General features: G+C 53.9%; 9 protein-coding genes and 1 pseudogene. 3 read left to right on the top strand and 7 right to left on the bottom strand.

Annotated elements, in window-relative coordinates; genetic code table 11:
* The first annotated feature begins 412 nt into the window (after positions 1-412).
* Together malP and malQ are read left to right on the top strand one after the other, a co-directional pair.
* Complete coding sequence (malP, locus tag LY264_RS01585) at positions 413-2,806, top strand: maltodextrin phosphorylase (RefSeq protein WP_071692514.1); 2,394 nt, start codon at positions 413-415, stop codon at positions 2,804-2,806.
* Positions 2,807-2,815: 9 nt separating this feature from the next.
* A complete protein-coding gene (malQ, locus tag LY264_RS01590) occupies positions 2,816-4,903 on the top strand; it encodes a 4-alpha-glucanotransferase (RefSeq protein ID WP_048227414.1) in 2,088 nt (695 codons plus the stop codon).
* Positions 4,904-4,990: 87 nt separating this feature from the next.
* Here the strand turns inward: malQ and gntT are convergent, their stop codons facing one another.
* The 3 genes from gntT to gntX all read right to left on the bottom strand — a co-directional run bounded on the left by gntT (position 4,991) and on the right by gntX (position 7,994).
* Positions 4,991-6,307 carry a gluconate transporter gene (gene gntT, locus LY264_RS01595; RefSeq protein ID WP_003023507.1) on the bottom strand — a complete coding sequence of 439 codons (1,317 nt, stop codon included), beginning with the start codon at positions 6,305-6,307 and terminating at the stop codon, positions 4,991-4,993.
* Between the two features lie 369 nt (positions 6,308-6,676).
* Complete coding sequence (nfuA, locus tag LY264_RS01600) at positions 6,677-7,252, bottom strand: Fe-S biogenesis protein NfuA (protein WP_003023509.1); 576 nt, start codon at positions 7,250-7,252, stop codon at positions 6,677-6,679.
* A gap of 58 nt (positions 7,253-7,310) precedes the next feature.
* A complete protein-coding gene (gntX, locus tag LY264_RS01605) occupies positions 7,311-7,994 on the bottom strand; it encodes a DNA utilization protein GntX (protein WP_048215398.1) in 684 nt (227 codons plus the stop codon).
* A 37-nt stretch (positions 7,995-8,031) separates the two neighbouring features.
* On the opposite strand from gntX, the gene bioH reads away from it, so the two are divergent.
* Complete coding sequence (gene bioH / locus LY264_RS01610; protein ID WP_048215399.1) at positions 8,032-8,802, top strand: pimeloyl-ACP methyl ester esterase BioH; 771 nt, start codon at positions 8,032-8,034, stop codon at positions 8,800-8,802.
* Positions 8,803-8,846: 44 nt separating this feature from the next.
* Here bioH and LY264_RS01615 read toward each other — a convergent pair.
* The 4 genes and pseudogenes from LY264_RS01615 to feoA form a co-directional block, all read right to left on the bottom strand.
* Positions 8,847-9,362 (bottom strand): annotated as a pseudogene (locus LY264_RS01615) (Rpn family recombination-promoting nuclease/putative transposase); the annotation flags it as partial.
* Between the two features lie 233 nt (positions 9,363-9,595).
* Positions 9,596-9,832 carry a [Fe-S]-dependent transcriptional repressor FeoC gene (gene feoC, locus LY264_RS01620; RefSeq protein WP_003023516.1) on the bottom strand — a complete coding sequence of 79 codons (237 nt, stop codon included), beginning with the start codon at positions 9,830-9,832 and terminating at the stop codon, positions 9,596-9,598.
* A gap of 11 nt (positions 9,833-9,843) precedes the next feature.
* Positions 9,844-12,162 (bottom strand): Fe(2+) transporter permease subunit FeoB, encoded by a 2,319-nt coding sequence (gene feoB / locus LY264_RS01625; RefSeq protein WP_008786334.1) that lies wholly within the window; start codon positions 12,160-12,162, stop codon positions 9,844-9,846.
* Between the two features lie 18 nt (positions 12,163-12,180).
* Positions 12,181-12,408 (bottom strand): ferrous iron transporter A, encoded by a 228-nt coding sequence (gene feoA / locus LY264_RS01630; protein WP_003023519.1) that lies wholly within the window; start codon positions 12,406-12,408, stop codon positions 12,181-12,183.
* Positions 12,409-12,581: the final 173 nt, after the last annotated feature.

Here is a 12,581-nt window from a genome sequence, read left to right on the forward strand (position 1 = left end):
GTAATTTTGACTGTGTCGAAAAATCCCTCTCTTTTTATGTGGTTACTCAAATAGCTAATGAATATCACCGAATTTTGTGGCCGACTTAAAAGTTTTATGTGAATTATCTTATCCGGCACAGATATTTCAGGTTAGAAACTATTTCCCTATTTACACATTGTTTCTCATCGTCATATCGCTATTTGATATTGTCGATTAATCCTTTGTTACTAATGCGTCATCCGAAGAGCGTTATGCGTGGGTTTCGCGAATTTACGGGCAATTACCTCCCCTTTAAGTGGTGGTGATCACACTTTTATGCTCATCCCCGCTCCTCCTCCCTCCCTAATCCGTGCCAGGATGAGGAATGTCAACAACGAGCCAGGCAAACTAGCGATAACGTTGTTTTATTACCTAAGGATCTGGAACCCCTATGTCACAGCCTACTTTCAACAAAGATCAATTTCAGGCTGCCCTGACGCGTCAGTGGCAGCGCTTCGGTTTACTGTCGGCTCAAGAAATGACGTCGCGCCAGTGGTGGCAGGCAGTGAGTGGGGCGTTGGCTGAGTTACTCAGCGCCCAGCCTGCGGCGAAACCGGCAAAAAATCAGCGTCACGTTAACTACATCTCGATGGAGTTTTTGATTGGTCGCCTGACCGGCAACAATTTACTCAACCTCGGCTGGTATCAGGCGGTGAGCGATGAGCTGAAAGTGCATGACGTCAACCTGACTGATCTGCTGGAAGAAGAGATCGATCCGGCGTTGGGTAACGGTGGATTGGGACGCCTGGCGGCCTGCTTCCTTGATTCGATGGCGACAGTCGGCCAGTCGGCGACGGGCTATGGCCTCAACTACCAGTACGGCCTGTTCCGTCAGTCGTTTGCCGATGGCCAACAGATGGAAGCCCCGGATGACTGGCTTCGCGGCAGCTACCCGTGGTTCCGTCACAACGAGGCGCTGGACGTGCAGGTTGGGATTGGCGGCAAAGTCACCAAAGAAGGGCACTGGGAGCCTGCGTTTACCATCACCGGCCAGGCCTGGGATCTGCCGGTTCTCGGTTACCGTAACGGCGTAGCGCAACCGCTGCGTCTGTGGCAGGCCAGCCATGCGCACCCGTTTAACCTGACCAAATTTAATGACGGCGATTTCCTGCGCGCAGAGCAGCAGGGCATCGACGCTGAAAAACTGACGAAAGTGCTGTACCCGAACGATAACCACACCGCGGGTAAAAAGCTGCGCCTTATGCAGCAGTACTTCCAGTGCGCCTGCTCCGTAGCCGACATTCTGCGCCGCCATCATCTGGCAGGGCGTAAGCTGCACGAACTGGCTGATTACGAAGTCATTCAACTTAACGATACTCACCCGACTATCGCGATCCCTGAACTGCTGCGCGTGCTGATTGATGAGCACCAGATGAGCTGGGACGATGCGTGGGCGATTACCAGCAAGACCTTCGCTTACACCAACCACACCCTGATGCCGGAAGCGTTAGAGTGCTGGGATGAGAAACTGGTGAAAGCACTCCTGCCGCGCCACATGCAAATCATCAAAGAGATTAACGACCGCTTTAAGACGTTGGTTGATAAAACCTGGCCGGGTGATGCTGAAGTCTGGGCGAAGCTGGCAGTGGTGCACAATAAACAGGTGCGTATGGCCAACATGTGCGTGGTCAGCGGTTTTGCGGTCAACGGTGTGGCGGCGCTGCACTCCGATCTGGTGGTGAAAGATCTGTTCCCGGAATATCACCAGCTCTGGCCGAACAAATTCCATAACGTCACTAACGGGATTACTCCGCGTCGCTGGATTAAGCAATGCAACCCGGCGCTTGCCGCACTGCTGGATAAATCGCTGAAAAAAGAGTGGGCTAACGACCTCGACCAGCTGATTAACCTGGAAAAATACGCGGACGATGCGAAATTCCGTCAGCAGTATCGTGACATCAAGCTGGCGAACAAAGAGCGTCTGGTGAAGTTTATTAAAGCGCGTACCGGTATTGAAATAACGACTAACGCTATCTTTGATATTCAGATTAAACGTCTTCATGAGTACAAGCGCCAGCACCTGAATCTGCTGCATATTCTGGCGTTGTACAAAGAAATCCGTGAGAACCCGCAGGCAGATCGCGTGCCGCGCGTATTCTTGTTTGGCGCAAAAGCTGCTCCGGGTTACTACCTGGCGAAAAATATCATCTTCGCCATCAACCAGGTTGCACAAACCATCAATAACGACCCGAAAGTCGGTGACAAGCTGAAGGTCGTCTTCCTGCCGGATTATTGTGTCTCGGCGGCGGAAATGCTGATCCCGGCGGCGGATATCTCTGAGCAGATTTCAACTGCAGGGAAAGAGGCTTCCGGCACCGGTAACATGAAGCTGGCGCTGAACGGTGCGTTAACCGTAGGTACGCTGGATGGCGCAAACGTCGAAATCGCCGAGAAGGTGGGTGACGAGAATATCTTTATCTTTGGTCATACCGTGGAAGAGGTGAAGGCGCTCAAAGCCAAAGGCTACGACCCGGTGAAATGGCGTAAAAAAGACAAAGTGCTGGATGCTGTCCTGAAAGAGCTGGAAAGCGGGAAATACAGTGATGGCGACAAGCATGCCTTTGACCAGATGCTGCACAGTATCGGCAAGCAGGGCGGCGATCCGTATCTGGTGATGGCGGACTTCGCGGCCTACGTTGAAGCTCAGAAGCAGGTTGACGTGTTGTATCGTGACCAGGACGCCTGGACCCGGGCGGCGATTCTGAATACCGCGCGTTGCGGCATGTTCAGCTCGGATCGCTCCATCCGCGATTATCAGGCTCGTATCTGGCAGGCGAAACGTTAAGGAATCGCGATGGAAAGCAAACGTCTGGATAATGCCGCGCTGGCGGCGGGGATCAGCCCCAATTACATTAATGCCCACGGTAAACCGCAGTCTATTGGCGCCGAAACCAAACGGCGTTTGCTTGACGCCATGCATCGCACCACCGCTGCCACTCAGGTGGCGGTAACCCCAGTGCCGAATGTCATGGTCTATACCGCTGGCAAGAAAATGCCGCTGGCGGTTGAGGGAAGCGGAGAGTTTAACTGGCTGCTGACCACCGAAGAGGGCGTGCAGCACAAAGGGCATGCCGTCGGCGGTAAATCTTTTAACCTTCCGGCGAAGCTGCCGGAGGGGTATCACACGTTGACCCTGACCCTGGGCGAGCTGCGTTCCCATTGTCGTATCATCGTGGCACCAAAGCGCTGCTATGAACCGCAGGCGTTGTTAGCCGGGCAGAAGCTGTGGGGCGCATGCGTTCAGCTCTACACCCTACGATCGGAAAAGAACTGGGGGATTGGCGATTTCGGCGATCTCCGCACCATGCTGGAGGATGTGGCGCAACGCGGCGGCGCGTTTATCGGGCTTAATCCGATTCACGCGCTGTATCCGGCGAATCCGGAGAGTGCCAGCCCGTACAGCCCGTCGTCACGTCGCTGGTTGAACGTTATTTATATTGATGTAAACGCCGTAGATGATTTCCGTCTGAGTAAAGAGGCGCAGGCGTGGTGGAAGAAACCCGCGACTCAGCAAGCTCTGCAACGCGCCCGCGATGCCGAGTGGGTTGATTATTCTGCTGTTACCGCACTGAAGATGACGGCGCTACGTATGGCGTGGAAAAGCTTCTCTGCGCGTGATGATGAGCAGATGGCGGCATTTCGCCAGTTTGTGGCTCAGGAAGGGGATAGCCTCTACTGGCAGGCGGCCTTTGATGCGCTGCATGCGCATCAGGTGAAAGAGGACGCATTGCGCTGGGGCTGGCCGGTGTGGCCAGAAGCTTTCCAGTCAGTGGACTCGCCAGAGGTAAAACGCTTCTGCGAAGAACATCGTGATGACGTAGATTTCTACCTGTGGTTACAGTGGCTGGCGTATACCCAGTTTGCTGACTGCTGGAAAACCAGCCAGGGCTTTGCAATGCCGATAGGGTTGTATCGCGACCTGGCCGTTGGCGTGGCCGAAGGCGGGGCGGAAACCTGGTGTGACCGCGAGTTGTATTGCCTGAAAGCTTCAGTTGGCGCGCCGCCGGATATTCTCGGTCCGCTTGGGCAAAACTGGGGACTGCCGCCGATGGATCCGCACATCATCACGGCACGCGCCTACGAACCGTTTATCGAACTGCTGCGCGCCAATATGCAGAACTGCGGCGCGTTGCGTATCGACCATGTCATGTCGATGCTGCGTCTGTGGTGGATCCCTTACGGTGAAACTGCCGATCACGGTGCCTACGTGCATTATCCGGTCGATGATTTGCTTTCAATTCTGGCGCTGGAAAGTAAACGTCACCACTGCATGGTGATTGGTGAAGATCTGGGTACCGTGCCGGTGGAGATCGTCAGCAAGCTGCGTGACAGCGGCGTCTACTCCTACAAAGTGCTTTATTTTGAGAATGACCATGAGAAAAACTTCCGTGCGCCGAAAGCGTACCCGGAACAATCAATGGCAGTCGCGGCGACGCATGACCTTCCTACGCTTAAAGGTTATTGGGATAGCGGCGATCTGACGCTAGGTAAAGCACTGGGCCTGTATCCGGATGAAGTCGTGCTGCGCGGGTTGTATCAGGACCGGGAACTGGCGAAACAGGGGCTGCTGGATGCGCTGCACAAATACGGCTGCCTGCCAAAACGTGCCGGTCACAAGGCGTCCCTGATGTCGATGACGCCGATTCTGAATCGCGGCATGCAACGCTACATCGCTGACAGCAACAGTGCGCTGCTGGGCCTGCAACCGGAAGACTGGCTGGATATGGCTGAGCCGGTCAACATTCCGGGGACCAGCGACCAGTACAAAAACTGGCGGCGTAAGCTCACCGCCACGCTGGAACAGATGTTCGCCGATGAAGGCGTGAATAAGCTGATTAAGGATTTGGATAAGCGGCGAAAAGCGGCCGCGAAGAAGAAGTAAAAAAGCCGGGGATTTCCCCGGCTTTTTTATGGTGATGGCTCGTAGCACGTAGGCCTGATAAGCGTAGCGCCATCAGGCTCAGTTTTATCAGACCACCATACCCAGCAGCAGACACCCTACCAGACCGCAGACGGAGATAATGGTTTCCAACATTGACCATGACTTGATGGTTTCACCGATGGTCAGGTTGAAGTACTCCTTGAACAGCCAGAACCCAGGATCGTTCACGTGGGAGAAGATGACGGAACCGGAACCAACCGCAATAACCATCAGCTCAGGGCTTACGCCGGTCGTTGCAATCAGCGGTGCCACAATCCCACCTGCAGTAATCGCTGCAACGGTTGCGGAACCCAGTGCGATACGCAGTACTGCAGCGATAGACCATGCCATCAGCAGCGGAGAAACGTTAGAGCCGTGCATCATTGAAGCGATGTATTTGTCCACGCCGCTATCAACCAGAACCTGTTTGAAGGCACCGCCACCACCGATGATCAACAGCATCATCGCGATGATTTTGATTGAGGACACCAGCGTGTCGTTAATCTGATCCATCGAACGTCCGCGGTTCAGACCAAAAGTGAACATCGCAATCAGCACTGCAATCAGCGTTGCCATGACCGGGTCACCGAGGAATTCTGCAACCGTCAGGAAAGCATGGCCTTTCGGCAGAATCATCTCCGCCACGGCGCGCATTGCCATCAGGATAACCGGGACCAGAGAGGTCCAGACGCTGACGCCAAAGCCTGGCATCTCTTCTTCAGTGAAGGTTTTTGCGCTGTACAGACCTTCCGGGATTGGCTTATCTATGCCTTTCAGGAAACGCGCGTATACCGGACCGGCGAGAATAACGGTCGGGATTGCCAGAATCGTACCAAACAGCAGGGTTTTACCCATATCTGCGTGGAAAATGGTGGCAATAGCGGTTGGACCCGGGTGCGGCGGCAGGAAGCCGTGAGTAACGGACAGCGCAGCAGCCATCGGTACGCCAACGTACAGCAGCGGGATGTTAGCAGCGGCAGCAATGGTGAATACCAGCGGCAGCATCAGCACGAAGCCGACTTCGTAGAACAGGGCAAAACCGACGGTGAATCCGGTTAATACCACCGCCCACTGAATGTGTTTTTTGCCGAATTTAGCAATCAGCGTGGTTGCGATGCGCTGTGCGCCGCCGCAGTCCGCCAGCATTTTGCCCAGCATGGCGCCAAAACCCATAATCAGGGCGAGGCTGCCAAGGGTTCCGCCGACGCCGGCTTTAATCGAACCGATGACTTTATCCAGTGGCATCCCTTGCATCAATCCGACAGCAAGCGCCACCAGGACGAGAGCGATGAAGCCGTTCATTTTGAAACGGATCATCAGGAGGAGTAACAAGATTACACCGATAGCAACGATGACTAATGGCATGATTTACCTGGCCTTTACTTTGTTATGGGTAACGTCAGTGTTTAGATGACAAATTCCGATTGTCCCGACCGGGAACAGAGTATTCTCAGCACCAATGCTGGTTGCCTTCAAAACTAATCAGTTTAACTGGCTATTATGGGTGTGTTAGGTGCTGATACGAATGATACGGGTAACATGCTGCGCTTGAAAATCACCTGGACAGGCAAAATTTAAAATATGAGAGGCTGGTCAAATTATGCGGGGGATTGTTGCAGGGCACAGGCAGAGAAATGCAGTGTTGTAGGCCGTTACGCTGCCATTCGGCAGCAATGCCCGATAGCGACGCGGGTGCGTCTTATCGGGCCTACGGATACTCTACAGGTTCGGGCGTTAGTAGTAAGAGTGCTCGCCGCGCTGGTGTTCGGTTAAATCGCGAACGCCTTTCAGTTCAGGGAATTCAGCCAGCAGCTGCTTCTCGATACCTTCTTTCAGCGTTACATCTACCATTGAACAGCCGTTACAGCCGCCGCCAAACTGCAGAATGGCGTAGCCTTCATCGGTGATTTCCATCAGAGAGACACGACCACCGTGGCCAGCCAGCTGTGGGTTGATCTGCGATTGCAGCATGTACTCCACGCGTTCCATCAGCGGCGCATCATCGGCAACTTTACGCATTTTGGCGTTTGGTGCTTTCAGGGTCAGCTGGGAGCCTAACTGGTCGGTAACGAAATCGATTTCTGCATCTTCCAGATACGGTGCGCTCAGTTCATCAACATATGCGGTCAGCAGGTCAAATTTAATGGCGGTGTCGGTTGCTTCCACGGCGTCCGGCGGACAATAAGAAACGCCGCATTCAGCGTTAGGCGTGCCGGGATTAATCACAAATACGCGGATTTGTGTCCCTTCTTCCTGATTTGCCAGCAGTTTGGCAAAGTGCGCTTGTGCAGCATCGGAAATATGGATCATAGTAATGGCCTAATAGTTGACTATTTTACTTGGTTATAATACGCCCATCATCGAGGCTCTACAAGGTTCGACACAGGCACCATACCTGGACAGTCGCCGCGCCGTTGCGTAAAAGCAGCTGCGCGATTTCCGCGACGGTACTTCCGGTAGTGACGACATCATCCACAATAACCATATGGAGTCCCTGCACCGGCAATTCAAGGCGAAAGGCATTTTTCAGGTTACGTTTACGTAATCGGGCGCTGAGATGGTGCTGTGTGGCGGTTGCCCGAACCCGCGAGATGGTCCGGCTGTCCCAGTCGCAACCCAGCCAGCGCGCCAGCGGACGGCACAGTAAATCGCTCTGATTAAACCCTCTGCGCCAGTGTCGGCGTTGCCAGAGCGGGACGCTGACCAGCCTGTCCGGTAGAGGAAGGCCGCTGGCGCGCCGGGCCTGTAGTACCTCCAGTAATAGCAAACGTGAAAGAGCTGAGGCTGTTTCGCTGCGTCGTGAAAACTTGAGCTGGTGGATAAGCCCGCTCAACGGCGGAACATAGTCGCTGACGGTAACCAGTCTCTGCCACGGCGGCGGTTTTTGCAGGCAGCGCCCACAGGGAATGACGGTATGAGCGGCAGGGAGTCCACATTGAGGGCACAGGCTGGCGTGTTGACGCGTTGCCCGCGTACAGACTGAGCAGATCCCCCAATGCCCTAATGTCAGGGGCATTCGGCATAGCCAGCACAATCCCGGTACTGTTAGCATAGATGCATCCTTTCAGGCTAAAAGAGAACAATAACTGATGAATGACATCTGGTGGCAGACCCAGGGTTCGGGAAATTGCCATCTTGTGCTGCTGCACGGATGGGGACTGAATGCGCAAGTGTGGCATTGCATAAGCGAGGAACTGAGCTCGCATTTTACACTGCATCTTGTCGACTTACCGGGATTTGGTCGTAGCCAGGGTTTCGGTGCAATGTCACTGGAAGAGATGGCTGAGCGGGTATTGAAACAGGCACCGGAGAAAGCTATCTGGCTCGGCTGGAGTCTGGGCGGGCTGGTCGCGAGTCAGGTGGCGTTAACGCATCCTGAGCGTGTTCAGGCGCTGGCGACCGTCGCGTCTTCCCCTTGCTTTAGCGCGCGGGATGAGTGGCCGGGAATCAAGCCAGAGGTGCTGGCAGGTTTCCAGCAGCAGCTGAGCGAAGATTTCCAGCGTACGGTGGAGCGTTTTCTGGCATTGCAAACGATGGGCACAGAAACTGCGCGTCAGGATGCGCGAGCGCTAAAGAAAACGGTACTGGCTTTACCCATGCCGGACGTCGAGGTGCTCAATGGTGGACTTGAGATCCTGAAAACGGTCGATCTGCGAGAACCGCTGTGCGCGGTGGAAATGCCTTTCCTGCGGTTGTATGGCTATCTTGACGGGCTGGTGCCGCGCAAAGTCGTCCCGATGCTGGATGCACTGTGGCCGCAGAGCGAGTCTTTGGTGTTTGCCAAAGCGGCGCATGCGCCGTTTATCTCGCATCCCGTAGAGTTCTGTGCAGCGCTTGTGGCGTTAAAACAGAAACTATAAATTTGATGTGTTGCCCGGTGGTGCCATGCTCGCCGGGCCTGAGATTAATGGCTGCGCGTAGCCAGATCCTCAGCGGTCAAGCCAGTAATTCTGAAGATGGTTAGTGGGTCTATACCATCTGCCTGCATAGTTGATGCAATACGTAATGCTTCCTCTCGTTTGCCTTGTTGCAGACCCGTTTGTAACCCCTCCTGTAGCCCTTCTTGCAACCCTTTCCTATGGCCTTCCTGAAGACCATTAAGGTGCCCTTCCTGTCGTAATCTTTCGGCGATAGTCATCAACTTGTCCTTATGTTGGGGTAAACGTTCGGCGACTTCATGAAGAAACTCGCCAAAGTGTGTGGTGTTACCAGCCTGCATTAAATAATTAAACAAGGCTTTCAACTGGTTGTCATTAGCGTGTCCTTTAACAAGCAGGATGGCCAGTTTTTCTACCAGCCCCATCAAATCGCGTTTACGAATATGCTTTTGGATGAGCTCCAACAGCGCCATCCGGCGATGCTGCATAATCTCGTCATCGGGCACAACAGTGATATCGATCAGTGGAAACGCGGTGCTATACCTGAGAAAAAAGATGACGAGACTCTACTTCCCAGGTTACCAGTAATCATCCACGAATTAATAACGATGCGTGGCTGGCTGGAGGATAGATCTTCTTTGCTGAAATAATGAAATCTGTGTGGAATCCATTACGCAAAAAAGCCGGATATCAGCGTAAACGCGCTATCCGGCCTGGATGTTTGCATCATTTGTAGGCCGGATAAGCGTAGCGCCATCCGGCAAAGAGCATCTGATTAGCGTAAAGCCCACCACTCGCGCAGGCAGGCTTTACCTTCCGGGCAACTTTTGCAGCTTCCGGAAAGACACCCGTCGGCATCTTCCTGAATCCGCACCGCTTTGCCCATCTTTTCTAACTGATTCAGCATGGCGTCAATCATGGGCTGCGGGGTATGCAGCGTGTGGCTAATTTGTGTCGCCTCCATGCGCCCCCGCAAAGCCAGTAAATCACGAACCTGAATAAGCGATGCCATTGTCGATAACCTTAGTGGCAATCGCCAGTCGTGCTGGAACAGCAGGAACTCGCCGTCCTGTTGGTTGCCAGCAGTGCGAGATCCACGCGGCTGCGAGCTCGACGCAGCAGGCCCAGCAACACGATGTTAAACAGGATGACCGCTAAAATGCACACCAGGCTGTAGGTCGGGTGCTCTTTGTAGCTGACCGTCTGATAAAACAGCGTCGACAGAGAGTAGGCGATATTCAGGCCCCACAGAATCGAGAAGCTCATCCAGCCACGGCTGGATTCACGTGCGATAGCGCCCATCACTGAAATGCACGGTACATACAGCAGAACAAAGATCAGGTAGCTGTACGCGGCGGCGGCGCTGCCAAATTTCTCGCCCATCACGCCCATTGCACCGGTAGCCATTTCACCGTCGCCCTTGCTGGCTTCGATAGGGTTAGCCAGCACGCTCAGGCTGAAAGTGTCTTTCAGGCTTTGCCAGGTTTCATCTACCGCGCTGAGCAGCTCATCACCGAGGTGGAAATCTGCCGGGTTGAACTCTTCTTCCTGAATGTTTTCTGCGGTATAGAGCGTGTTCAGCGTACCGACAACCACTTCTTTCGCCATCGCGCCGGTGAACAGACCTACGGTTGCCTGCCAGTTATCTTCGTGAACACCAATCGGTTTGAAGACTGGGGTAATGACGCGGCTCACGGAAGCCAGAGCAGAGTCGTTGATGTTGTCGACGATTTTCCCGCTCAGTGAGAAGCTGTTAAAGGCACTGAGGAAAATGCTGACGATGATGATGACTTTACCTGCACGCAGAACGAAGCCTTTCAGACGTTGCCAGGTTTGAATGATCAGACTCTTAATGTGCGGCACGTGATATACCGGCAGCTCCATCACGAACGGCGTTGCTTCGCCACGCATGATGGTGTGTTTGAGCATCAGGCCGGTCAACACCGCCATGACGATACCCAGCACGTACAGCGAGAAGACCGCCAGCGCGCCGTTCTGACCAAAGAACGCGGCGGCAAAGACGGCGAAAATCGCCAGACGTGCACCACAGGACATAAACGGCGCCATCATGATGGTCATCAGACGCTCACGCGGGGCATCCAGCGTACGTGCGCCCATCACTGACGGTACGTTACAGCCAAAGCCGACGATCAGCGGGACGAACGATTTGCCCGGCAGTCCCAGCGCCTGCATTAGACGGTCCATCACAAATGCGGCGCGCGCCATGTAGCCGGAGTCTTCAAGGAAGGAGAGGAACAGATACATCATGCCGATTTGCGGTACCAGCGGCAGCACGGTGTTAATCCCGCCGCCAAGGCCCTGGGCCAGGAAGATGGTCAGCCAGTCCGGGAAATGCAGCGTATAGCCAATCCACTGAATACCATGGATAAAGAGTGCCACGGAGCCAACATCAAACAACGGCTGCAGCGCGCCGCCAATGTTGATGGCAAGCAGGAACATCAGGTACATCACGAACAGGAAAATCGGCAGACCGAGGAAGCGGTTGAGGATAATTTTATCTACCGCGGTGGTGAAACGGCTCGGCTCTGCCGTCAGGGTATTACTGACGGTATCGCAGATAGCGGCAATGCACTGGTAACGTGCATCGGCAATATGTAGCGCCGGGTCGTCCATTGTCTCGCTCAGGCGAGCAACAGCGGCATCAAGGTTTTGTGCTGCATCACCGGCGTAAGCACGGCTGTAGATATCGCCTTCGAGCATCTGTAGGCCCAGCCAGCGGCGCTGTTTAAGCGGCATATCTTTGGCCATTGCGTCGGCGAGGGAATCAGCTTCTTGCAGCAGCGGCTGGGCATAATGGACCAGCTCAACGGTGTCGTTTTCTTTGTAGCGATCGATCGCCAGCTTCAGTGCTTCAATGCCGCGGGCGCGGGTGGAAACCAGTGGAACCACCGGACAGCCAAGACGAGCGGAGAGGGCGTCGATATCGATACGGATTTGCTGTTTCTCAGCAATATCCAGCATGTTCAGTGCGACGATGCAGGGAATACCCAGCTCAAGCAGTTGCAACGTCAGGTAGAGGTTGCGTTCAAGGTTTGAAGCATCGACCACGTTGATCAAGAGATCCGCGTCGCCGCTTAAAATATAGTGGCAGGCAATCTGCTCATCGAGAGAGGTTTGCGATGAGATTGTCGTCAGAGAATAGGTGCCGGGTAAATCGACCAGCGTGACCTGGTGGTCCGTCGTGGCGAAATGGCCTTCTTTACGCTCAACGGTAACGCCAGCCCAGTTGCCTACACGCTGGCGCGCGCCGGTGAGCTGGTTGAATAAAGTTGTCTTGCCGGAATTAGGATTACCAATTAAACCAATGGTTAGTTTTTTCATTTTTATAGACTCACTGTATTAACAGGAAACCGCTTCCACTTCTAATAACGCCAGATCCTTCTTACGCAATACCAGACTTACGCGACGCGTTTCGATATGGATAGGATCGCCGAGCGGGGCGACGCGTACCACGTTGAAGGATGAGCCGGGTAGCATGCCAAGTGACAACAGTTTCTGACGATAAGCCGGGCTGATTTCACGGGCAAAACCGGTAATTTTCCACGCACTGTCAGGAGTGAATTGCATAGGGACCTACTTATATCTCGCTAACTGGATGATAACCTCATGGGGCGACAGGGCGGCATGAGACCAGATGATTAGCCAACGTAAGGAAAGAGTAAATAATCAACAAATCAATGATAATGAGAATGGTTTCTATCATCAATAGAATAAATGTGACGGAATGTACAATTGGATAA

Origin of the sequence: Citrobacter portucalensis (genome assembly GCF_023374935.1) — a bacterium.
Classification (GTDB): Bacteria; Pseudomonadota; Gammaproteobacteria; order Enterobacterales; family Enterobacteriaceae; genus Citrobacter; species Citrobacter portucalensis.